Annotated in this window: 21 protein-coding genes; 10 read left to right on the top strand and 11 right to left on the bottom strand. The window is 72.4% G+C overall.

Translation table 11 applies throughout. From position 1 onward, the window contains the following. The first annotated feature begins 19 nt into the window (after window positions 1-19). A complete protein-coding gene (locus tag ABD126_RS02375; RefSeq protein WP_343931895.1) occupies window positions 20-925 on the top strand; it encodes a hypothetical protein in 906 nt (301 codons plus the stop codon). Here ABD126_RS02375 and ABD126_RS02370 read toward each other — a convergent pair. Both ABD126_RS02370 and ABD126_RS02365 read right to left on the bottom strand, forming a co-directional pair. Further along, the gene (locus tag ABD126_RS02370; protein WP_343931894.1) at window positions 907-1215 is read right to left on the bottom strand and encodes an AzlD domain-containing protein; all 309 of its coding nucleotides are present in this window, start codon (window positions 1213-1215) and stop codon (window positions 907-909) included. The genes ABD126_RS02375 and ABD126_RS02370 overlap by 19 nt on opposite strands. Further along, a complete protein-coding gene (locus ABD126_RS02365) occupies window positions 1212-1895 on the bottom strand; it encodes an AzlC family ABC transporter permease (protein WP_343931892.1) in 684 nt (227 codons plus the stop codon). The genes ABD126_RS02370 and ABD126_RS02365 overlap by 4 nt, the downstream gene beginning before the upstream one ends. 57 nt (window positions 1896-1952) lie before the next feature. Here ABD126_RS02365 and ABD126_RS02360 point away from each other — a divergent pair, with 57 nt between their 5' ends. Then, complete coding sequence (locus ABD126_RS02360; RefSeq protein WP_343931891.1) at window positions 1953-2510, top strand: helix-turn-helix domain-containing protein; 558 nt, start codon at window positions 1953-1955, stop codon at window positions 2508-2510. A 137-nt stretch (window positions 2511-2647) separates the two neighbouring features. Here ABD126_RS02360 and pdxS read toward each other — a convergent pair whose 3' ends face one another. After that, the gene (pdxS, locus tag ABD126_RS02355) at window positions 2648-3556 is read right to left on the bottom strand and encodes a pyridoxal 5'-phosphate synthase lyase subunit PdxS (protein WP_343931890.1); all 909 of its coding nucleotides are present in this window, start codon (window positions 3554-3556) and stop codon (window positions 2648-2650) included. A gap of 121 nt (window positions 3557-3677) precedes the next feature. After that, window positions 3678-4523: a PaaX family transcriptional regulator C-terminal domain-containing protein gene (locus ABD126_RS02350; protein ID WP_343931889.1), complete on the bottom strand. Its 846-nt coding sequence runs from the start codon at window positions 4521-4523 to the stop codon at window positions 3678-3680. 49 nt (window positions 4524-4572) lie between these two features. Here ABD126_RS02350 and ABD126_RS02345 point away from each other — a divergent pair, with 49 nt between their 5' ends. The 3 genes from ABD126_RS02345 to ABD126_RS02335 all read left to right on the top strand — a co-directional run bounded on the left by ABD126_RS02345 (window position 4573) and on the right by ABD126_RS02335 (window position 8762). Then, complete coding sequence (locus tag ABD126_RS02345) at window positions 4573-5529, top strand: alpha/beta hydrolase family protein (RefSeq protein ID WP_343931888.1); 957 nt, start codon at window positions 4573-4575, stop codon at window positions 5527-5529. After that, window positions 5526-6590, top strand: a complete 1065-nt coding sequence (locus tag ABD126_RS02340) for a saccharopine dehydrogenase family protein (protein WP_343931887.1) — start codon at window positions 5526-5528, stop codon at window positions 6588-6590. Before ABD126_RS02345 ends, ABD126_RS02340 begins: the two co-directional genes overlap by 4 nt. Window positions 6591-6698: 108 nt before the next feature. Then, window positions 6699-8762 (top strand): elongation factor G-like protein EF-G2, encoded by a 2064-nt coding sequence (locus ABD126_RS02335; protein ID WP_343931886.1) that lies wholly within the window; start codon window positions 6699-6701, stop codon window positions 8760-8762. A 4-nt stretch (window positions 8763-8766) separates the two neighbouring features. On the opposite strand, the gene ABD126_RS02330 is transcribed toward ABD126_RS02335, so the two are convergent. The 4 genes from ABD126_RS02330 to ABD126_RS02315 all read right to left on the bottom strand — a co-directional run bounded on the left by ABD126_RS02330 (window position 8767) and on the right by ABD126_RS02315 (window position 12996). Beyond that, complete coding sequence (locus ABD126_RS02330) at window positions 8767-9729, bottom strand: anti-sigma factor RsbA family regulatory protein (protein WP_343931885.1); 963 nt, start codon at window positions 9727-9729, stop codon at window positions 8767-8769. Beyond that, window positions 9726-10043: an STAS domain-containing protein gene (locus tag ABD126_RS02325; RefSeq protein ID WP_343931884.1), complete on the bottom strand. Its 318-nt coding sequence runs from the start codon at window positions 10041-10043 to the stop codon at window positions 9726-9728. The genes ABD126_RS02330 and ABD126_RS02325 overlap by 4 nt, the downstream gene beginning before the upstream one ends. Before the next feature lie 185 nt (window positions 10044-10228). Next, window positions 10229-11719, bottom strand: a complete 1491-nt coding sequence (locus ABD126_RS02320; RefSeq protein ID WP_343931883.1) for a CoA-acylating methylmalonate-semialdehyde dehydrogenase — start codon at window positions 11717-11719, stop codon at window positions 10229-10231. Further along, window positions 11716-12996: an aspartate aminotransferase family protein gene (locus ABD126_RS02315; RefSeq protein WP_343931882.1), complete on the bottom strand. Its 1281-nt coding sequence runs from the start codon at window positions 12994-12996 to the stop codon at window positions 11716-11718. Before ABD126_RS02315 ends, ABD126_RS02320 begins: the two co-directional genes overlap by 4 nt. 107 nt (window positions 12997-13103) lie before the next feature. Between ABD126_RS02315 and ABD126_RS02310 the strand changes: the two genes are divergently transcribed. Beyond that, window positions 13104-14714, top strand: a complete 1611-nt coding sequence (locus tag ABD126_RS02310) for a PucR family transcriptional regulator (RefSeq protein ID WP_343931881.1) — start codon at window positions 13104-13106, stop codon at window positions 14712-14714. Between the two features lie 44 nt (window positions 14715-14758). On the opposite strand, the gene ABD126_RS02305 is transcribed toward ABD126_RS02310, so the two are convergent. The 3 genes from ABD126_RS02305 to ABD126_RS02295 form a co-directional block, all read right to left on the bottom strand. Then, window positions 14759-15205, bottom strand: coding sequence for a hypothetical protein (locus ABD126_RS02305; RefSeq protein WP_343931879.1), 447 nt, complete (start codon window positions 15203-15205; stop codon window positions 14759-14761). A 222-nt stretch (window positions 15206-15427) separates the two neighbouring features. Beyond that, on the bottom strand, window positions 15428-16843 hold the full coding sequence (locus tag ABD126_RS02300) for a S1 family peptidase (protein ID WP_343931877.1): 1416 nt from the start codon (window positions 16841-16843) through the stop codon (window positions 15428-15430). A gap of 98 nt (window positions 16844-16941) precedes the next feature. After that, window positions 16942-17916, bottom strand: a complete 975-nt coding sequence (locus ABD126_RS02295) for a LysR family transcriptional regulator (protein ID WP_343931876.1) — start codon at window positions 17914-17916, stop codon at window positions 16942-16944. 232 nt (window positions 17917-18148) lie between these two features. On the opposite strand from ABD126_RS02295, the gene ABD126_RS02290 reads away from it, so the two are divergent. From ABD126_RS02290 to ABD126_RS02275, 4 genes are read left to right on the top strand one after another with little or no spacing between them, the layout of a single operon-like run. Continuing rightward, window positions 18149-19651, top strand: a complete 1503-nt coding sequence (locus tag ABD126_RS02290; protein WP_343931875.1) for an NCS1 family nucleobase:cation symporter-1 — start codon at window positions 18149-18151, stop codon at window positions 19649-19651. Next, entirely contained in the window at window positions 19648-20490 is an 843-nt protein-coding gene (locus tag ABD126_RS02285; RefSeq protein ID WP_343931874.1) for a nitrilase-related carbon-nitrogen hydrolase, read from the top strand. The genes ABD126_RS02290 and ABD126_RS02285 overlap by 4 nt, the downstream gene beginning before the upstream one ends. Then, window positions 20487-21872, top strand: a complete 1386-nt coding sequence (hydA, locus tag ABD126_RS02280) for a dihydropyrimidinase (protein ID WP_343931873.1) — start codon at window positions 20487-20489, stop codon at window positions 21870-21872. The genes ABD126_RS02285 and hydA overlap by 4 nt, the downstream gene beginning before the upstream one ends. A 13-nt stretch (window positions 21873-21885) precedes the next feature. Further along, on the top strand, window positions 21886-22881 hold the full coding sequence (locus ABD126_RS02275; RefSeq protein WP_343932182.1) for a TIGR03842 family LLM class F420-dependent oxidoreductase: 996 nt from the start codon (window positions 21886-21888) through the stop codon (window positions 22879-22881). Window positions 22882-22904: the final 23 nt, after the last annotated feature.

Raw genomic sequence — 22904 nt, 5'->3', positions numbered from 1 at the left:
GCAGTGATCGGGGGATCACGTGGACGAGGGGGTTCCGCGCGGCGCGTCGCGGTGGGCTTCGGTGGCGGTGTTCGCGGGTGCGGCGGTCGTGGTGGCCGGTGCGGTCTACGCGGTGGCGTCGAGCCCTTCCGGTCCGCCGGTGGTCGCCGCGCCCACCGACGCGGCGGCGTTCGCGACTGCCCCGCCTGCTCCCGACTTGGACCGGCTCGTGGTGGCCGAGGGGGACGCGGTCCGCGCGACCGGTCGGGTCGAGGCGCTTCCCGGGCGTCCGCCGAGGTTCTGCGCGCCCGCGCCGGTCTCGGGTGGCGGCGCGGCCCGGGAGTGCGTGTTCGGCGTGGGGATCACCGGGCTCGAACCGGTGCCGGACGGGGCGCTCGTGGCGTTGACCGGGGTGTGGCGGTCGGGCGCGCTGGCGGTGACCGCGCGCGACACGCCGGCCGTGCGGCCCGAGGTGGAGGCCGTCCCGCTGCCTTGTGCGCCGCCCGCGTCCGGGTGGCGCTCGCCGGGGACCGCCGACCGGGCCGCGTTGCAGCGGTACGTGACCGAGGAGCACCCGGAGCGGTTCCGGATGCCGTCGGTGGCGTACCCGGCGTCGGCCGAGGTGGTCGTGGTGGAGGTGGTCAAGGGCGACGTCACCGCCGCCGGGAACGCGCTGCGCAGCCGGTACGCGGGCAACCTGTGCGTGGTGGACGCGGCCGGGCGGATGAGCCTGGCCGACCAGAAGTCATTGCGGGAACGGGTGGACCGGGTCGTCCTGCCGCTCATGGCCGACCCCGCGAACGGCGTGTACGCGGTGGGCGGGGCGGATGTCGTGCGGGTGGAGCTGGTGGCGGTGACGCCGGCCCTGCGGGAGCGGTTGGCGCAGGTGGACGACGCGGTCGAGCTGCGGCCGTGGCTGGTGCCCGTTCAGTCGACGCCGAGGTAGCGCAGGCCGGCGGTGGTCGCCGCCGCGAGGACCACGACCACGATGAAGGGCGCTTTCCGCCAGGCGGCGAGCCCGCCGACCAGCACACCGGCCGGCAGCGCCCAACCGGCGAAGCCCTGGCCCCTGGTGAGCGAGGAGGTGGCGACCAGGGCGACCAGCAGCACGGTCGCGCTGATCGACATCAGCTCCTTGACCCGGTCCGGGAGCCGGAGGCGGTCCCGGAGGAGGGGGCCCGCCAGGCGGAAGGCGTAGGTGCCGACGGCCAGGACCAGCACGGCGGTGAGGGTCACGCGCGGGCCCCCTGTCGGGTGGTGACGGCGGCCGCCAGACCGGCGAGGGCGAGCAGGACCGGCAGTCCGGCGGGCAGGAACGGGGTCGTGGCCAGGGCGACGGCCGAGCCGAGCAGGGCCGCGTCGCGGGTGCGGCGGTCCTTGAGCGCGGGCAGGGTCAGGGCCAGCAGGGCGGCCGGGAAGGCGGCGTCGAGGCCGAACGCGCCCGGGTCGCCGATGGCCTGGCCGACCAGGGCGCCGGCCACGACGGCCAGGTTCCAGGCGGCGAACAGCGCCACGCCGCACGACCAGTAGGCGGCCCGCGCCTTCGCCGGGTCGCGCTGGGCGAGGGCGAAGGCGACCGTTTCGTCGATGAGCAGGTGGCTGCCGATGAGCCGGGCGAACAGCCCGCGCCCCAGCACGTGCCCGACCGCGAGCCCGAAGGGCAGGTGCCGGGCGTTGAGCACGAGCCCGGCCAACACCGCCGCGGCCGGGCTGCCGCCGCCGGCGACGATCCCCACGGCCATGAACTGCGCGCCGCCCGCGAACACGAGCAGGGACATCACGACGGGCAGCCACCAGGGCAGACCGGCCGCGACCGAGATCGCGCCGAAGGAGGCGCCGTTGACCGCGGCGCCGGCGGCCACCGCGGCGACGTCACGCAGCAGCTCGGGGTCTAGAGTTCGCCATATCGAACGCATCGTCTTCCACGATGAACGGTTGTCGGGCCGTTCGTCAAGGCGAACGATTGGACTGTCATGCCGAACACAGGTGCGCCGCTGGAGGTCATCGCCGCTTCCCTGCGCCGCGAACGCGACCGCGTCGGGCTGTCGTTGAGCGAGCTGGCGAAGCGGGCGGGGATCGCGAAGTCCACGCTGTCGCAGTTGGAGGCGGGCACGGGCAACCCGAGCGTGGAGACGCTGTGGGCGCTGGGCGTGGCCCTGGGGGTGCCCTTCAGCCGCCTGGTGGACCCGCCGACGACGCGTGTTCAGGTGATCCGCGCTGGTCAGGGCCCTGCGATCTACTCGGAGCGCGCCCACTACACCGCGACGCTGCTGGCGTCCTGCCCACCGGGGGCGCGGCGGGACATCTACGTGCTGGACCTGGAACCCGGCAACCCCCGCGAGTCGGAGCCGCACATGCCGGGGACGGTGGAGCACGCGATCGTCAGCCGGGGGCGGGTGCTGACGGGGCCGAACAGCGACCCGGTCGAACTGGGGCCGGGCGACTACGCCATGTACCCGGGCGACGTGCCGCACAAGGCCCAGGCACTGGAGCCGAACACCTCGGTCGTGCTGATCATGGAGCACATCTGAGAGGCAGTTCCGTCAACGCCGACCTCCGCCACGCCCCCACCGTTTCGGCGACACCCCGCGGCACGCTCGCTCACCTCCTGAACACGCGACCGCGGCCCCGGCGGGGTGCCGGGGCCGCGGTGCGGGACGGCGCTGGACTACCAGCCGCGCTCCGCCAGCCGGTGCGGCTGGGGGATCTCGTCGACGTTGATGCCGACCATGGCCTCGCCCAGGCCGCGCGAGACCTTGGCGATCACGTCCGGGTCGTCGTAGAAGGTCGTCGCCTTCACGATGGCCTCCGCGCGCTGCGCCGGGTTGCCGGACTTGAAGATGCCCGAGCCCACGAACACGCCCTCGGCGCCCAGCTGCATCATCATCGCCGCGTCGGCCGGGGTGGCGATGCCGCCCGCCGTGAACAGCACGACCGGGAGCTTGCCGGCCTCCGCCACCTCGCGGACCAGCTCGTACGGCGCCTGCAACTCCTTGGCCGCCACGTACAGCTCGTCGGTCGGCAGGTTCTGCAGCCGGCGGATCTCGGCGCGGATCTTGCGCATGTGGGTGGTGGCGTTGGAGACGTCGCCGGTGCCGGCCTCGCCCTTCGACCGGATCATGGCCGCGCCCTCGGTGATGCGGCGCAGCGCCTCGCCCAGGTTGGTCGCGCCGCACACGAAGGGCACGGTGAACTGCCACTTGTCGATGTGGTTGGCGTAGTCGGCCGGGGTCAGCACCTCGGACTCGTCGACGTAGTCCACGCCCAGCGACTGCAGCACCTGGGCCTCGACGAAGTGACCGATCCGGGCCTTGGCCATGACCGGGATCGACACCGCGTTGATGATGCCGTCGATCATGTCCGGGTCGCTCATCCGGGACACGCCGCCCTGCGCGCGGATGTCGGCGGGCACGCGTTCGAGCGCCATGACGGCCACCGCGCCGGCGTCCTCGGCGATCTTGGCCTGCTCGGGCGTGACCACGTCCATGATCACGCCGCCCTTGAGCATCTCCGCCATGCCGCGCTTCACGCGGGAGGTGCCGGTGGCGTGGGTGCCGGAGTCGGTTTCAGTGGTCACGGCGAACCTTTCGAAGTCGAGGAGTCGAACAGGCCAATCGTACGTGCGACGTGGACCCTCCAAGAAGGCCACTCCGACACGTTTTCGGCAGGCCACTCCACGCTGCGCCGCAGGTAGTGGCCTACACCACGTCCGAGCGGATCACACCCGTGTAGGTCTGGAAGAGGGCCGGCAGCTCGTCCGACCGCCGGGCCAGCGCCGCCCAGCACCGCGCGACCAGCGCCCGCGCCCGCGCGCCCGCCCACGGCTGGGGCAGCAGCTCCGGCGGCAACAACGGGTCCGGCTCCACGGCCCGCGTGAACTCCGCCGCCACCTCGACCGCGATGCGCAGCAACGCCGTGCGGTCCGGCTCCTCGCCCAGCAGCCGCAGCCGCACCCGCGCCACCTCGGCCAACCGCTCGTGCCGAGCGGCGACCTCGGCCAACGGCCACAGCCGCGCGGCCAGCGCCGCCGGGTCCCGCTCGGCCCCGACCCGCAGGTCCGCGCTGGTCAGGAAGGTGACCGAGGCCGCCACCCCCAGCCGCGACGCCTCACCCTCGACCAACTCCTCCCAGTCGTGCGGCGACACGTAGAGCCCGCCGTGCAGCGCCGCACCGCCGAACCGGACGATCGCGTCGCGCAACGCGTCCCGCGCGGGCCGCTGCGACTCCGGCACCCCGAACGCCACCAGGTGCCACACGCCGTCCCACGTCACCTCCCCCGCGTCCTGCCGGTACATGAACCGCACGAACTCCACGTCCGGCTCGGCCGCCCGCAACGCCTCGGGCGTCATCCGCAGCACGGCCCGCCGCCCGCGCCCGTCCTGGCTGAACTTCCCCTCCGCCACCAGCCGCTTCAGGCACAGCCGCACCTGCTGGTCCGACATCCCGAGCGCGCCCGCGACGTCGTACAGCTCCCCCGCGTCCACCGTCCCGTCCGGCCTCACGAGCGCTTCCACGACCGTCCTGGTGGGCACTTCCACGTCCATGTGTTCAAATCTACTACGCTCGTAGCGAGAACGATAGTTTGGGGGATGCATGAGGAAGTTGTGGAAGACCCTGGCGGCGCTCCTGATCCTGGCGCTCGTCGCCACGGGGTGGGTCGTCTACCAGCACGACTACGCGCTCAGGGAGGAACGGGTCGAGATCGGCGACCTGCGCGCCGTCCTGGCCCGCCCGCGGACCGGCGACCGGCACGGCCTGGTGGTGTTCGTCCACGGCGACGGCCCGGTGGACGCCACCCACGACACCTTCTACAGGCCGCTGTGGGAGGCCTTCGCCCGCGCCGGGTACGCCTCGCTGTCGTGGGACAAGCCGGGCGTCGCGGGCGCGCCGGGCAACTGGCTGCACCAGAGCATGGCCGACCGCGCCGACGAGGTGCGCCGGGCGCTCGCCTGGGCCAGGACCCGACCCGAGGTGGACCCGGACCGCGTCGGCCTGTGGGGCGCGAGCCAGGCCGGCTGGGTCATGCCCGCCGTGGCCGCCGACACCGACGTGGCGTTCGTGATCGCCGTGGGCACGGCCGTGAACTGGCTGCGCCAGGGCCGCTACAACCTCCTGGCCGAACTCCCGCCGGGCGAGGACCCCGAAGCCGCCCTGGCCCGCCGCGAGACCCGGCTGGACCTGGTCCGCCGGAACGTCTCGTTCGAGGAGTACCGGAACGCCACCGGCGACCGGGAGATGACCCCGGACCGCTGGCGCTTCGTGCTGGCCAACCACCGGTCCGACGCGACCGCAGACCTGGCCCGCGTGCGGGCCCCGGTGCTGCTCCTGCTGGGCGAGCACGACCGCAACGTGGACATCGCCGAGACCGAGACCACCTACCGCCGGCTGATCGGCGACCTGGAGGTCCACCGCTACCCGAACGCGACCCACGGCCTGACCCGCGACACCAACGACCTCGTCCTCGCCGCCACGGCCGTCGCCGCCCCGCGCGCGCTGTTCGCCCCGGGCGTCCTGGACGACCAGGTCCGCTTCCTGGAGCGGGTCCGATGAGGGTCGTGGCGCTGGGCGGCGCGGGCGCGACGGGCGCGGTGGCGGCCCGGGTCGCGGCCAACCTGCCGCGGGTGCGCGAGGTGGTGATCGCCGACCGCGCGGGCGGCGCCCGCGTGGACATCACCGACGAGAAGTCCTTGCGGGACCTGCTCAAGGACGCCGACGTCGTCCTCAACACCGTCGGCCCCTTCTACCGCTACGGCACCACGGTCCTGCGAGCAGCGATCGACACCGGCACCCACTACCTCGACATCTGCGACGACTGGCAACCCACGCGCGACCTGCTCGCCCTCGACGGCTCCGCCCGCGCGGCCGGGGTCCGGGCGGTGGTCGGCATGGGCGCGAGCCCCGGCGCGAGCAACCTCCTGGCCGTCCTGGCCGCGCGCGAGTTGACCGACGTGGACGAGGTCCACACCGCCTGGCCGGCCGACGGCGACGGCGACCCCGCGGCCACCGCGGCGGTCGTGCACTGGATGCTCCAGATCAGCGGCCGGATCGCGGTGGTCGAGCGCGGCGCGATCACCGAGCGGCCGCCCCTGCGCCCGCTGGAGCTGACCCTCCCCAGCGGCGCGACCGGCACCGCCCACACCGTCGGCCACCCGGAACCGCTGACCTTCCACACCACGTTCCGCCCCCGCGCGGCCACCACCCTGATGGTCGCCCCGGCCGCCACGATCGCCTACCTGGACGTGCTGCGCCACGACATCGACACCGGCCGGCTCACCCCCGACACCGCCGCGCGCGCCCTGGTCCGCCCCACCCCGGGCCGGGTGCTGCGGTCGCTGACCCGCCACCCGGCAGGCCCCGGCACCCTGCCGCGCTTCTTCGCCCTGGCGACCGGCGGCGGCCACGCCGTCGAAGCGCGCCTGGACCACCCGACCCTGCTGGACGACATGGCGGAGGCGACCGGGCTGCCGCTGGCGTTGGCGCTGGCCCAACTCGACTCGGTGCCGCCGGGCGTGCACGCGCCGGAGGCCGCGATCGACCCCGACCGCTTCTTCCACGACCTCGCCCGGCACCACCCGGACGCGGTCCCCACCATCCACCGGGGCCGCCGGTGACTCTGCGTGCACCACCGGCCGGGTTCCTCCTGCCGGGGCACTTGGGGTTGTCCCATCGCCGCCACGGGTGTGAGATCGAGCACTAAACACTTGTGGAGGGTGGTCACGATGGCAGCGAAAACCTCCGACAACACCCACTCGGCAGGCGCGGTCGCTGTGGACGACCCGGCCAAGGTCCGCAACGTCGTGCTGGTCGGCCCGTCCGGCTCCGGCAAGACGACGCTCACCGAGGCCCTGCTCGCCACCACGGGCGTCCTGACCCGGGCGGGGTCGGTCACCGAGGGCAACACCGTCTGCGACCACGACCCGGCCGCCGTGCGGCAGCAGCGCTCGGTCGGCCTGGCCGTCGCCCCCGTCAAGCACGGGGACGTGAAGATCAACCTGATCGACACGCCCGGCTACGTCGACTTCGTCGGCGAGCTGCGCGCCGGGCTGCGGGCCGCCGACGCGGCGCTGTTCGTGGTGAGCGCGGCGGAGGGCGTGGACGCGTCCACCGTGGCGCTGTGGGAGGAGTGCGCGGCCGTCGGGATGCCGCGCGCGGTGGTGATCGCCCGCACCGACCACCACCGCGCCGACGTGGTGGCGGAGATCGCCGCGTGCCAGGAGGCGTTCGGCGCGGGCGTGGTGCCGCTGTACCTGCCCGGCGACGACGGCGGCCTGGTCGGCCTGCTCACCACCGACGACCCGCGCTACGAGGAGCAGCGCAACGCCCTGATCGAGGGGATCATCGCCGAGAGCGAGGACGAGACCCTCATGGACCGCTACCTGGGCGGCGAGGAGATCGACCAGGCGACCCTGATCGCCGACCTGGAGACCGCCGTGGCGCGCGGCTCCTTCCACCCGGTCATGCCGGTGTGCGCGCTGACCGGCCAGGGCCTGCCGGAGCTGCTCGACGGCATCGCCCGCGCGTTCCCGTCCCCGCTGGAACACGACCTGCCCGACGTCACCGGCGTCGACGGCATCCCCCACCCGCGGCTGGCCGCGGACCCGAACGGCCCGCTGGTGGCCGAGGTCGTCCGCACCGCCGTGGACTCCTACGTCGGCCGGGTGTCCCTGGTCCGCGTGTTCTCCGGCACCCTGCGCCCGGAACGGCCCGTCCACGTCTCCGGCCACGGCATGGCCGACCGGGGCCACGAGGACCACGACGCCGACGAACGCGTGGCGCACGTCTACTCGCCGCTGGGCGCGAACCTCCGTGAGGTCCCGTACTGCGTGGCGGGCGACCTGTGCGCGTTGACCAAGCTGGGCTCGGCCGAGACCGGCGACACGGTCTCCGCGCCGGAGAAGCCGCTGCTGATGGCCCCCTGGGAGATGCCCGAACCGCTGCTGCCGGTCGCGGTCGTGCCGCGCTCGCGCAGCGACGAGGACAACCTGGCGCGCAACCTGGGCAAGCTGGTGGCCGGCGACCCGACCCTGCGCCTGGAGCGCAACGCCGAGACCCACCAACTGGTCCTGTGGTGCATGGGCGAGGCGCACGCGGACGTGGTCCTGGCCCGGCTGCGCGCCGGCGGCGCCGAGGTGGACACCGAGCCGGTCCGGGTGGCGCTGCGCGAGACGTTCGCCGCGCAGTCCAAGGGCCACGGCCGGCACGTCAAGCAGTCCGGCGGGCACGGCCAGTACGCGGTGTGCGACATCGTCGTCGAACCGCTGCCCCGGGGTTCGGGCTTCCAGTTCGTGGACAAGATCGTCGGTGGCGCGATCCCGAACCAGTTCATCCCGAGCGTGGAGAAGGGCGTGCGGGCCCAGCTCGACCGCGGGCTGCAGGGCGGCTACCCGGTGGTCGACGTGAAGGTCACCCTCGTGGACGGCAAGGCCCACTCGGTCGACTCTTCCGACGCGGCCTTCCAGACCGCCGGTTCACTGGCCCTGAAGGACGCCGCCGCCAACGGGAAGATCCAGCTGCTGGAACCGGTCGACGAGGTGTCCATCCGCCTGCCCGACGACCACCTGGGCACCGTCCTGGGCGACCTGTCCGGCCGGCGCGGGCGGGTCCTGGGCACCGAGGCGGACACGGCCGGCTACACGGTCATCCGCGCCGAGGTGCCGCAGACCGAACTGCTCCGGTACGCGATCGAACTGCGCTCCCTGACCTCGGGCACCGGCACCTACACCCGCCGCTTCTGCCGCTACGACCCGCTGCCCGCGTCCCTGGCCGCCGCGCAAGCGAAGTGACCGCTCACCAGCGAACCGGGCCCACGGCCTCCGCCGACCGCGGGCCCGGCATCTGGAGCCGCAGGACCACGGTTCCGCGCTCGGCGCGCACGTCCACGGCCTCGCAGATCTGCCGGGTCACCCACAGCCCCTCCCCCGGTGTGCCCGGGCGGTGCAGCTCGGGCGGTGTGAAGCCGGCGAACGGCGCGAGGTCGCCGACGGGCGCACCGCCCAGTTCGCACACCACCGAGCCCTGGTTCGGCCACAGCGCCACGTAGCCGTCGTCGCGGACGAACCGCAGCGCCTCGCCCAGGGCCACGGTCAACAACGCCGAACGCTGCTCGGACAGGCCGAGTTCGCCCGCCTGCTCGACGACGAACCGGCGCAACGCGTGGGGGTCGCCGCGCAGCGGCAGGACTCTGGCGTGCTCCGGTCGCGGCGGCATGGGCGCGGCGTCGCAGCCCCGCGCGTACTCCTCGGGGTCGACGTAGGCGGGCGAGGGCAGGACCTCCTCGCCCCGCACGTGCTCGGGGTGGGTGCGCAGCGCGTGGTCCAGGCCCTCCTCGGGCACCACCCGCGCGTCGTACGGGCAGATCATCCACACGTTGGTGTCGGCGAGGACGACGTTGAGGCCGGACTCCATGCGCCGCCACGCCCGCGCGTCGCGCTCGGTGCGGCCCGCCCACAGCGGTTCGGCCAGCACGCGCACGTTGCGCACCGGCGCCTCGGCGGCCCTGCGCCGCCAGTACCGGAAGAATTCCGCGGCCCGTTCCGGCGGCCGGCGGCCGAAGTACGCCGTCTCCGCGTAGTCGAATCCCACGGCACCACCCAAGGCCGAGCTCAGCAATTCGAAGTTCGCCGGCGTGGTGGTGACCAGCACCGGTTCCCCGCGCTCGACACCCCCTCGCACGAACGGCACCGCCATCGCCAGGAATTCCCGGTCGTCCGCGTACACCGCCGCGTGGTGGCGGAAGTTCTCGTTGCTCATCGCGGCAAGTCTCCGTTCGCCAGGACGAGACCGGGGGCGCCGGCCCAGCCGACGGCGTTGATCGCCCATTCGTGGTGGGGCGCGAGGTGGAGGAGCAGGCGGTGGCCCCCGTGCGCGAGTTCTTGTGCCGTGGTCACGATCGTGCGCAGCTCCGCTATTCGCAGGAACGGGACGCCAATGAGGTCGAGCACCACCTCGGGGTGCCCCGGTCGCGCCGCGTCGAGCAGCGCGGCGCGCAGTCTTTCCAGGTCCGACAGCTCGATGATCCCGGTCAGCACGAGACCGGGCGAGTCGCCGTGGCGGGTGATGACCACCTGTGAACTCCTAGCCGGATTCGCGTTCGGACGAGTCCGGCGAACCCGAACCGGACCGACGACGTCGTGGGACCCTAGCCCTTCGCGGGGTTTCGGTCCAAACCGGAAGAATTTCGCGTTGGAAATGCGACACGGCGGCGATCCCGATCGGATGACCGAATGGATCGCCGCCGTGTGAACGGTGCTCAGGTGTTCTGCGGGAAACCCAGGTTCACGCCGCCGTGGGACGGGTCGAGCCACCGGCCGGTCACGACCTTGGTGCGGGTGAAGAAGTGGACGCCCTCGGGGCCGTAAGCGTGCGAATCGCCGAACAGCGAGTCCTTCCAGCCACCAAAAGAGTAATATGCCACCGGCACTGGGATCGGCACGTTAACACCGACCATCCCGACCTCGACCTCGTTCTGGAACCGCCGCGCCGCGCCGCCGTCGTTGGTGAAGATGGCGGTGCCGTTGCCGTACGGGTTCGCGTTGACCACGTCCAGGGCGTCGTCGTAGGTCGCCGTGCGCAGGACCGACAGCACCGGGCCGAAGATCTCGTCGCGGTAGACCGACATGTCCGGGCCGACGTGGTCGAACAGGGTCGGCCCCAGCCAGAAGCCCTCGGCGGCGCCGTCGATCGGGTGCCCGCGCCCGTCGACCACCAGCGCGGCGCCTTCGGCGACCCCGGCGTCCACATAGGACACGACCCGGTCCCGGTGCGCACCGGTCACCAGCGGCCCCATCTCGCACCCCGGCCGCCGGCCGTCGCCCACGTGCAGGGCGGCGATGCGCTCCTTGATCTTGGCCACCAGCTCGTCGCCCACCGGGTCCACCGCGACCACCACCGAGATGGCCATGCACCGCTCGCCGGCCGAGCCGAACCCGGCCGACACCGCCGCGTCCGCCGCGAGGTCCAGGTCCGCGTCGGGCAGGACCACCATGTGGTTCTTGGCCCCGCCCAACGCCTGCACGCGCTTGCCGTGCCGCGTGCCCGTCTCGTAGACGTACCGGGCGATCGGTGTCGACCCCACGAACGACACCGCCTTGACGTCCGGGTGCTCCAGCATCCGGTCCACGGCCACCTTGTCCCCGTGCACCACGTTGAGCACCCCGTCGGGCAGCCCGGCCTCCGCGAACAGCTCCGCGATGAACACCGACGCCGAGGGGTCCTTCTCCGAGGGCTTGAGCACGACGGTGTTGCCGCACGCGATCGCGTTGGGCACGAACCACAACGGCACCATCGCGGGGAAGTTGAACGGCGAGATCACGCCGACGACGCCCAGCGGCTGCTGGATGGAGTACACGTCCACGCGCGTGGAGGCGTTCTCGCTGAACCCGCCCTTGAGCAGGTGCGGTACGCCGCAGGCGAACTCCACCGCCTCCAACGCCCGCTGGACCTCCCCGGCCGCGTCCGACAGCACCTTGCCGTGCTCGGCGGTCACGATCTCGGCCAGCTCGGCCTTGCGGGCGTTCAGCAGCTCCCGGAACGCGAACATGACGTTGGCCCGCCGCGCCAGGGAAGCGCCGCGCCAGGACGTGAAAGCCGCCCGCGCCGCCGCGACCGCCTCGTCCACAGTGGACGCGTCAGCGAAGTTCACCCGCGCCGCCACCCGCCCGGTCGCCGGGTCGTAGACGTCACCCGCCCTCGACCCCTCGCCGTTCCACGACTTCCCGCCGATCCAGTGCGTGATCCTCACAGCACGTCCCCCAGGATGCCCAGCGCTTCCTCGACCTCGTCCTCGGTCACCGTCATCGGCGGCGCGAGCCGAATCACGTTGCCGTACAAGCCGCCCTTGCCCACCAGCAACCCGCGTTCCCGCGCGCCCTCCAGCACGCCGGCCGCCTTCTTCGCGTCCGGCTCACCGCCCGGCCCGACCAGTTCGACACCGACCATCAGGCCCTTGCCGCGCACGTCCCCGACGGCCGGGCGGTCCTCGGCGATGGCGCGCAGGCCGTCGATGAGCCGTTCGCCCATCTTCTCGGCGTTCTGCTGCAAGTCGTTGTCCAGCAGGAAGTTCAGGGTCGCCAGCGCGCCCGTGGTGGAGACCGGGTTTCCGCCGAAGGTGGAGATGGAGTTGGCGGTGATGCAGTCCATCAGGTCGCCGCGCGCGACCACGCCGCCGATGGCCAGGCCGTTGCCCAGGCCCTTGGCGAAGGTCATGGCGTCGGGCGTGACGCCGTGCGCCTGGATGCCCCAGAAGTGCGACCCGGTCCGGCCCCACCCGGTCTGGACCTCGTCGGAGACGAACAGGATGCCGTACTCGTCGAGCACTTCCTTGAACGCGCCGAACAGCCCGTCCGGCGGGGTGGCGAACCCGCCCACGCCCTGGATCGGCTCGGCGATCATGCACGCCACGTCCCCGGCCGTGGTCGTCTCGATGACCTCGCGCAGGTCGGCGACGCAGGCCTTGACGTAGTCGGCGTCGGAGTAGTCCTTGAAGGGGCTGCGGAACCGGTAGCCGCCGTGCACCCAGCTGACCTTCACCGGGCTGAGCGAGGACGCCGACCAGCCCCGGTTGCCGGTGATCGCCTGGCTCGCGAACGAGCGCCCGTGGTAGGAGTTGCGCAGCGCCAGCACCTGGTCGCTGCGGCGGAACCGGGTGGCGAGCATGAGCGCGGTCTCGTTCGCCTCGGTACCGGAGTTGGTGAAGAAGACCTTGGCGTCCGGGATGCCGGACAGCTCGGCGATCTTCTCCGCCAGCTCGACCTGGGACCGGATCAGGTAGAGCGTGGAGGTGTGCAGGACGCCGGTGGCCAGCTGGCCGCGCACCGCGTCGCTGATCTCGGCCACGTCGTAGCCGATGGCGTTGGTCAGGATGCCCGCGAAGAAGTCCAGGTAGGTGCGGCCGTCGCGGTCGGTCACCCGCCGCCCGGAGGCGCTGGCCAACTCGATCGGGTTGTCGTAGTACAGGGCGAGCCACCGGGGCATCACCGCGCGGTGCCGGGCCAACAGATCGCCTTCGGTCGCTGACATCGCGTCCTCCTCGTCACCATCCCTGCCCACGGAGTCTGGTCGGGACCGCGCGACGCCGCCATGCACAACCTGTACCGCTTTTCGGGACATCGCATTACGTTGTGTCCATGTACCCCACGGTCGCCGAAGCGCTCGCCCTGCCCGTCGTCCGGCGCGGCGAGCCGAGGGTCCTCGCGGGCGCGGCCGGGATGCAGCGGCGGGTGCGGTGGGTGCACGCGGCGGAGGTCGCCGACATCGCGCACCTGCTGCGCGGCGGCGAGCTGGTCCTGACCACCGGGATCGCTCTGCCCGACGACGACGCCGGCCTGCGAAAGTACGTGGACGACCTCGCGGCGGTGGGCGCGTCGGGGCTGGTCGTGGAGCTGGTGCGGCGGTGGAGCGACGGGGTGCCGGGGGCGTTGGTGGCCGCCGCCGAGCGGCACGGGCTGCCGCTGGTGGCGCTGGCGCGGGAGACGCGGTTCGTGGCGGTGACCGAGGCGGTGGTGTCGCTGATCGTGGACGCCCAGCTCGACGAGCTGCGCGCGGCCGAGCAGGTGCACGAGACGTTCACCGCGCTGACCGTGGCGGGCGCCGAACCGGCGGAGGTGCTGCGCGAGGTGGCCCGGACGTCCGGGCTGCCGGTGGTGCTGGAGACCCTCGGGCACGAGGTGCTCGCCTACGACGCCGCCGGGCAGGACCCGACCGCGCTGCTGGCCGACTGGGGCGCGCGGTCGCACGCGGTGACCGTGCCGGAGCGGACGGCCTACCACGAAGGGGCGGGGTGGCTGGTCACCGTCGTCGGGGCGCGCGGGGCGGACTGGGGCCGGCTGGTGGTGGTCACGCCGGAACCGCCGCCGCACCGGCTGGTCGTCGTCGCCGAGCGGGCCGCGTCGGCGCTGGCCGTGCACCGGCTGGTGGCGCGGGACCGGGAGTCGCTGGAACGCCAGACCCACCGGACCCTGTTGACCCAGCTGTTGGGGCACCCGCCGCACGACCTGCCCGCGCGGGCCGCCGCGCTGGGCGTGCCGGTGGAGCGCCGCCAACTGGTCGGGGTCGCGATCCGGCCGGGGACGGCGTCGACGCCCGCGCAGGCGTTGGCCACGCAGGAGGTGTTGCGGGACCTGGCCGAGGCGACGGCGCTGGCCACGCGGCGGGTGACCGTGCCCGCGCTGGTCGGGGTCGTGGACGACACGAGCGTGCGGGCGCTGCTCTCGCTGCCGCCCGCCGCCGGGCTCGACGGGGTGCTGCGGCGGCTCGCGCGGGAGGTCCACCGGTCCGCCGCCGCGACCCAGCACGCGCTGCCGGTGGTGATGGCCGTCGGGACGACCGTGTCGGCCGTGCCCGACGTGCGGCGCAGCCTCGGGGAGGCGGCGCACGTCGCGGGTGCCGCGCTGCGCTCCCCCGGGACCCGGCTCTACCACCGGCTGGACGACGTGCGGCTGCGTGGCCTGCTGCACCTGTTGCGCGAGGACGAGCGGGTGCGCGCGTTCGCGGAGCGGGAGCTGGGGGCGCTGGCGTCGCGCGACGCGGGCCAGGGCAGCCGGTTGCTGGAGCTGTTGCGGTGCTACTGCGAGGCCGGGGGCAACAAGTCGGCGGCGGCAGCGGCGGCGCACCTGTCGCGGACGGCGTACTACCAGCAGCTGGCGCGGATCGAGCAGGTGCTCGGGGTGTCGCTGGAGGACCCGGAGTCGGTGCTCTCGCTGTACGTGGCGCTGCTGGTGCGCGAGATGACCGACTGACCACGCGGGGCCGCCCCGTCCTCGTGGACGGCCCCGCGCCGACGTCAGCCCGCTTCGGGCGCGTCCACCGGGGGCTGGCCGATGTTCGGCAGCTCCGGCACCTCGGGCAGGACCGGCTTCTGCACGTTGGGCAGCTTGATCTCCGGCGGGGTGATCGCCTTCGGGGTCGAGGGCAGCGCGACGCCGTCGGTCAGGCTGCGCTCCTGCGCCGCTGCGGGCGCCTGGTCCGCCTTGAGGGCGGCGGAGGCCTCCGGCAGTGCGACCGGCAGCGAGGACGGCAGCGACGAGGGCAGCTTCAGGGTCTCGGACCCCAGCAGGTCGGTCACCTGCTTGGTCACGTCGAGGTCGACCTTCGGCGCTTCGCCCAGCTTGCCCTCGGCGAGGTCGAGCGGCTGGGCCGCCGCGGAGCCGGCACCGGCCATCAGCGGCGAGGCACCGACGGCGAGGAGGGCGGCGGCACGCAGGATTCCGCGGGTGCGGTGTGCAGACACGATGTTCCTAACCTTTTGGGGACCGATCACGTTGACTTCCCCGACATCGGCACGGCTCCACCGGTTCCACACCCGCTCGATAGGGTGACTGACGCTGCGTATCGCCACGTCACCCGAACGGGGATCCCGCTGGACGGCGACTCGACCCAGGTGGTGGACCCGTAGCGGTCCCGCGCCGGGGGGACGGCGGCGCGGGACCGCTTGGTCACCAGACCCTGGAGGCTAGGGGTTGGTGATGCCCAGGGTGTAGGAGCCCGAGCCGCTGTAGGCGTGGACCCGGTAGCGGTAGTAGCCCGGGGTGCCGTTGTAGGTCAGCGACTCCGTCGCCGACGGGCTGTCGGCCTTCGCCACCACGGCCCACGAGCTGCCGTTCCACTTTTGCAGGTACAGGTCGTAGTCCGCGCCGGTCGGGCCGACCAGGCAGCCGACGTGCGCGCCGGAGACCGTGGACTGGTAGTAGCTGCCGTTGGGCTGGTACGCCTGGCCGCCCGCGGCCAGCGACCCGTTGAACGTGGCCTCCGACGACGAGCAGCCGGTCGGCGGGTTGGGGTCGCCGCCACCGCCGGTGATCAGGGTCAGGCCGTAGGCCTGCAGGATCTCGTTGACCGGCTGGAAGTACGTGGTGCCGCCCGAGGAGCAGTTGCCCGAACCGCCGGAGGTCACGCCCTGGGCCTGGTTGCCGGCCAGCAGGGAGCCGCCGGAGTCGCCCGGTTCGGCGCACACGGTGGTCTGGATCAGACCGGTCACCGTGCCCTGCGGGTAGGTCACCGACGAGTTGCGCGCCTGGATCCGGCCGCAGTGCCAGCCCGTGGTGGAGCCCGAGCGGCACACCGTCGCGCCGACGGCGGCGTCCTGCGAACCCGCTACCGACACCGTGCCGCCGGAGTAGTTGTTGACCAGGCCGCGCGGGGTGTTGCCGGCCGCGACCTGCACCCAGGCGTAGTCGTTGCCGGGGAAGGACGAACCGCGGAAGGTGCCGCTCGGGTTGGACGTGGTGGCCCCGGTCGAGCCGCAGTGCCCGGCGGTGACGAAGCCGCCGTTGACCGAGAAGCCCACCGAGCACCGGCTGCCGCTGCCGATGTTGTAGGCGTTGCCGCCGATGACGTCGATCAGCGGCCGGGGCGACTCGTCGGTGGTCACGTGCCGCACGGCCGCCGCCGGGACGCCGCTGGCCGCGACGAACGCGCGGGCGGCGGCGAGCTTGGCCGGGTGCGACTTCACGACCACGGAGTTGGTGGCCACGTCCACGTACCAGCCGACCGCGGGGACGGGCGCGGACGCCGCCCGACCGTCCAACTTGGACTTCAGGGCGTCCAGCTCGCGCTCGCTGCGCGCCACCACCCGGGCGCCGGGCAGGGCGGCGGCGTCGGTGACGGCGACCCGCAGGGTGCCGGCCGCGTCGATCCACGCCCCGCCGAACCGGTCCGCGAGGCGTTTGCGCAGGTCGCCCGCCTGGATGCTGGACGCGGAGTCGGCGGCCAGCCGGGCGCGGGCCTGGTCGGCGGACAGGCCGAGGTCCCGCTGGATCGCCGACAGGATCTCGGCGTCCTGACCGGCGGGCGCGGCGGACGCCGGGGCCGTGGCGACACCGGCCGCCAGCGCCGCCGCGACGACGAACGGTCTCAACAGTCTTGACATGGGGGTTCTCCTCGAAGGGAGGCAGGGATTCCCCGTGAAAAGTAATTGCGTCCGTCCGTTCGCGGTAATACCGCTTCGGTCATAAGAACGGCTGATGGTCAGACGACCGCGTGGTGCGGCACTGCGCCGAACTCCGGGTGGTCGCCGAGCCAACCGGTGTAGCGCGGGTTGCGCTCGGCGGTCTCCCGGTAGGCCTCGGCCGCGTAGCGCAGGACCTGCGGGCCCAACGCCGCCGCCGGGCTCTCCGGGTCCCAGCCCATCAGGTGCCGCCAGCGCAGCGGCACGCCCGCGATCGGCAGCACGGCCAGGCCCGGTGTGCGGCGGAACGTCGGCTGGCACAGCGCGATCACGTCACCGGACTGGGCGAGGTCGATGCAGCCCATGATGTCCACCTCGTACAGGGTGCGCGGGGCGAACCCGGCCCGCGTGCACGCGGCGGAGAAGCAGTCGCCGAAGCAGCCGTCGCCGGGCGTCGCGGCCCACTGCATGTCCTTCAGCGCCGACAGCGGCACCTCGTCGAGCAGGGTCAGCGGGTGGTCCTCGGCGATGAGCACGCACACCGGGTCCACGGCGACCACGCTCCAGGTCAGGCCGTACTCCGAGGGCGGCGGCGCGTCCCCGCACACCCCGACCAGCACGTAGTCCAGGCGGCCCTGCGCCACCGAGGCCGCCAGTTCCTCCCCCGACCAGGACACCTGGGTGCCGACGTGCGCGCCGGGGTGCGCCTCGGTGAGCCGGTGCACCAGGCCGCCGAGCATCGGGCCGTTGACCGCGCCCACCCGGAACCGGTCGGTCGGCAGGTCCTCGTCCACCAGGCGCAACGCGTCCTCCTGCAAACGGGAGAACGCCGGCAGGAGCACCCGGGCGCGTTCGAGCACCAGTTCGCCCAGCGCGGTGGGCCGGGCGCCCTTGTGGTCGCGGTCGAACAGCTTGCCGCCGAGGAGCCCTTCGATGCGGTGCAGCTGCGCGGTGAGCGCCGGCTGGGCCAGTCCCAGGACGGAGGAGGCCTTGGACAGGCTGCCGGCGTCGGCGATCGCGCAGACCACGCGGAGGTGCCGCAGTTCGAGCTTCACCCGACCGACGGTAGGGACTGTGAACGGGGGTGTCGAGGGCCGGCGGGACCCGGCGCACCCGGCCCGGCGGGCCGCTCGGGGTGGCAATGGACAGAGTGTGCCCTGATCATGGCAAACGTGGACACTCTGACACTGCCCTTCGCACGCGGGCCGACCCGAGGATTCCGGGATGGGAAACGCGCCGAATCGCCTGACCGGACGGTGTTCCACGAGCGTAACAGGGGAGTGACCGATGGCCCTCGACTCCGCAACCCAGGTCACATCCGATCCCGACGGCCGAGTGGAGCTGCGCGACCACTCCGCGATCTCCGACAGCCCGCACTACAACCCCGAGCTGGCCCCGGTGCCGCTCGACCAGCGCACCTGGACGACCTACAACTTCTTCGCGCTGTGGATGGGCATGGCGCACAACATCCCCAGCTACACCCTGGCCGCGTCCCTGGTCGCGCTGGGCATGGACTGGCTCCAGGCGTTCCTGACCATCACCCTGGGCAACCTGATCGTGCTGGTGCCCATGCTGCTCAACAGCCACGCGGGCACGAAGTACGGCATCCCGTTCCCGGTGTTCGCCCGCGCGTTCTACGGCGTGCGGGGCGCGAACCTGGTGGCGTTGCTGCGGGCGTTCATCGCGTGCGCGTGGTTCGGCATCCAGACGTGGGTGGGCGGCAAGGCGCTGCACGTGATCGTCGGCCGACTGGCCGGTGACGGCTGGACCGACGCGCCGGTGGTGCTGGGCCAGGTGTGGACGCTGTGGCTGTGCTTCCTGGGCTTCTGGGTGGTGCAGATGCTGGTGATCTGGCGCGGCATGGAGGCCATCCGCCGGTTCGAGAACTGGACCGCTCCCCTGGTCAGCGTCGGGTTCCTGGTGCTGCTGGCGTACGTGGCGGTCAAGGCGGGCGGGTTCGGGCCGATCCTGTCCGAGCCGTCGAAGCTGGGCTGGGGCCCGGACTTCTGGAAGGTGTTCTTCCCGGCGCTGATGGGCATGATCGCGTTCTGGTCGACGCTGTCGCTGAACATGCCCGACTTCACCCGGTTCGGCGGCAGCCAGCGCAAGCAGGCGGTCGGGCAGGTGCTCGGCCTGCCCACGACGATGTCGTTCATCGCGCTGGTGGCCATCCTGACCACCTCCGGCGCGGTGGCGCTCTACGGCGAGGCGATCTGGGACCCGGCGGAGCTGGCCAGCCGGTTCGACTCGACCGCGGTCGTGCTGGTGGCGCTGGTCGCGCTGGTGCTGGCGACCATCTCGGCCAACCTCGCCGCGAACGTGGTCAGCCCGTCCTACGACTTCTCCAACGCGTTCCCGAGGAGGATCACCTTCGCGCTGGGCGGCCTGATCACCGGCGTGATCGGCATCGTCATCCAGCCGTGGCGGCTGATCTCGGACCCGAACATCTACATCTTCGCGTGGCTGGGCTTCTACGGCGGGTTGCTGGCGTCGGTGGCCGGCGTGTTCGTCGCGGGCTACTGGATGCTGGCGAAGACCCGCTTGGAGCTGCCGGACCTGTACCTGTCCGGGCGCGGCGCCTACTGGTTCCGCGCGGGCTGGAACTGGCGCGCGGTCGTCGCCACGGCCGTGGGCTCGGTGCTCGCGGTGGGCGGCGCCTACGGGGGCCCGTTCCCGGCGGACGGGCTGATCCCGCCGCTGAAACCGCTCTACGACTACAACTGGGTCGTCGGTCTGCTCGGCGGCCTCCTCGTCTACCTGGCGCTTGCGCCGCGGAGGGAGCACGCGTGAGCAACATCGTCCGTGCGGGGCTGGTCCAGCAGAAGTGGACCGGCGACAAGGAGTCGATGATCGCGAACGCGGTGGAGGCGGTCCGCACCGCCGCGTCGCAGGGCGCGCAGGTCGTGTGCCTTCAGGAGCTGTTCTACGGCCCGTACTTCTGCCAGGTGCAGGACGCGGACTACTACTCCTACACCGAGGGCATCCCCGACGGGCCGACCACCGAGCTGATGTGCCAGGTGGCCGAGCAGAACGGCGTCGTGCTGGTCGTGCCGATGTACGAGCAGGAGCAGCCGGGCGTCTACTTCAACACCGCCGCGGTGATCGACGCCGACGGCACGTACCTGGGCAAGCACCGCAAGAACCACATCCCGCAGGTGAAGGGGTTCTGGGAGAAGTTCTACTTCCGGCCCGGCAACCTCGGCTACCCGGTGTTCGACACCGCGGTGGGCAAGGTCGGCGTCTACATCTGCTACGAGCGGCACTTCCCCGAGGGGTGGCGCGCGCTGGGGCTGGGCGGGGCGCGGATCGTGTTCAACCCGTCGGCGACCTCGCGCGGGCTGTCGGAGTACCTGTGGCGGCTGGAGCAGCCCGCGGCGGCCGTGGCCAACGAGTACTACGTCGGCACGATCAACCGGGTGGGCGTGGAGCCGTTGGGGGACAACGAGTTCTACGGCCAGTCCTACTTCGTGGACCCGCGCGGGCAGCTGGTCGGCGAGGCGGCGTCGGACACCGAGGAGGAGGTCGTCGTGCGCGACCTCGACATGGACAAGCTCGCCGAGGTGCGCGACCTGTGGGCGTTCTACCGCGACCGCCGCCCCGACTCCTACGAATCGCTGGTGAAGCCATGACGATCCTGATCAAGGGCGGCCTGGTGGTGAACGCGACCGGGGCCGTGGCCGCCGACGTGCTGGTGGCCGGCGAGACGATCGCCGCGCTGGTCGCCCCGGGGTTCCCGCTGGCGGCCGACGAGGTCGTGGACGCCGCCGGGAAGTACGTGATCCCGGGCGGGATCGACGCGCACACCCACATGGAGATGCCGTTCGGCGGCACGTTCTCCGCCGACACCTTCGCCACCGGCACCACGGCGGCGGCGTGGGGCGGCACGACCACCATCATCGACTTCGCGGTGCAGGCCAAGGGCACCTCGCTGCTGTCCACGTTGGACAAGTGGCACGCGAAGGCGGACGGGAACTGCGCGATCGACTACGGGTTCCACATGATCGTCTCCGACGTGACCGACACGTCGTTGAAGGAGATGGAGTCCTGCGTCGAGGCGGGCGTGAACACCTTCAAGATGTTCATGGCCTACCCCGGCGTCTTCTACGCCACCGACGGGGAGATCCTGCGCGCGATGCAGAAGGCGCGCGAGACCGGGTCCACGATCATGATGCACGCGGAGAACGGCATCGCGATCGACCAGTTGGTGGCGCAGGCGCTGGCGGAGGGCCGCACCGAGCCGGTGGAGCACGGCCTGACCCGGCCGGCGGAGCTGGAGGGCGAGGCGACCTCGCGGGCGATCACGCTGGCGAAGGTGACCGGCTCGCCGCTCTACATCGTGCACCTGTCGGCGGCGCAGGCGCTGGACGCGGTCACGAAGGCGCGCGACACCGGGCAGAACGTGTTCGCCGAGACGTGCCCGCAGTACCTGTACCTGTCGCTGGAGGACCTGGCCAAGCCGGACTTCGAGGGCTCGAAGTACGTGGCCTCTCCCCCGCTGCGGCCCAAGGAGCACCAGTCGGAGCTGTGGCGGGGGCTGCGCACCAACGACCTGTCGGTGGTGTCGACCGACCACTGCCCGTTCTGCTTCAAGGACCAGAAGGAGCTGGGCCGCGGGGACTTCTCCAAGATCCCCAACGGGATGCCCGGCGTCGAGCACCGGATGGACCTGCTGCACCAGGGCGTGGTGAAGGGCGAGATCAGCCTGGCCCGCTGGGTGGAGATCAGCTCCACGACCCCGGCGCGCATGTTCGGGCTCTACCCGCGCAAGGGCGTCATCGCGCCGGGCGCGGACGCCGACCTGGTGGTCTACGACCCGAAGCCGCGGCAGACGATCTCGGCGGCCACCCACCACATGAACGTGGACTACTCGGCGTACGAGGGCATGGAGATCACCGGCCGGGTGGACACGGTCCTCTCGCGCGGCCGGGTGGTGGTGGACGCGTCGGGCTTCCGGGGCTCGACCGGCCACGGCCGGTTCCTGTCCCGAGACCTGAACCAGTACCTGGTGTGAGGGGGTGGTCGCCGTGGACTTCGGCGTGGTGCTGCAGACCGACCCGCCCGCGCGGGACGTCGTGACCGGCTTGAAAGCCGCCGAGGACAACGGTTTCCGCTACGGCTGGACGTTCGACTCGACGGTGCTGTGGCAGGAGCCGTTCGTCATCTACTCGCAGGTGCTGGCGCGGACGTCGGAGCTGGTGGTCGGCCCGATGGTGACCAACCCCAGCACGCGGGACTGGTCGGTGCTGGCCAGCCTGTTCGCCACCCTGAACGACATGTTCGGCAACCGCACGGTGTGCGGCATCGGGCGCGGCGACTCCGCGCGGCGGGTCATCGGGCGCAAGCCGGCGTCGCTGGCCTACCTGTCGCAGGCCATGACCGTGATCAAGGGCCTGGCCGAGGGCCGGGAGGTCGAGCACCACGGCACGCCCGTGCGCATCCCGTGGGTGCGGGACGGGAAGCTGGAGATGTGGATGGCCGCCTACGGGCCGCGGGCGTTGAAGGTGGTCGGCGAACAGGCCGACGGGTTCATCCTGCAGACGGCCGACCCGGACATCGCGCGGTGGACCATCGGGTCGGTCCGGGAAGCGGCGCAGGCGGCCGGCCGCGACCCCGCGGAAATCACCATGTGCGTCGCCGCGCCGGCTTATGTCGGTGACGACCTGCCGCACCAGCGCGAGCAGTTGCGGTGGTTCGGCGGGATGGTCGGCAACCACGTGGCCGACCTGGTCGAGCGGTACGGCGCGGGGGGTGTGGTGCCCAAGGCGCTGACCGACTACATCAAGGACCGGGAGGGTTACGACTATTCCCACCACGGGAAGGCGGGGAACCGTTCCACGGATTTCGTGCCCGATTACATCGTGGACCGGTTCTGCCTGTTGGGACCGGCGAGTGCGCACGTCGAGCGGTTGCGGGAACTCAAGGAATTGGGCGTGACCAATTTCGCGCTCTATTTGATGCACGACGACAAGGACAAGACCCTGACCGCTTACGGGAATGAGGTCATTCCGCACGCCCGGTGATTCTCGGCCGGTGGACGCGGAGT

It is taken from the genome of Saccharothrix mutabilis subsp. mutabilis, from assembly GCF_039521145.1.
Taxonomy (GTDB): domain Bacteria; phylum Actinomycetota; class Actinomycetes; order Mycobacteriales; family Pseudonocardiaceae; genus Actinosynnema; species Actinosynnema mutabilis.
The sequence above is the reverse complement of the archived record's forward strand: the minus strand, read 5'-3'. Positions and strand labels throughout refer to the sequence as shown.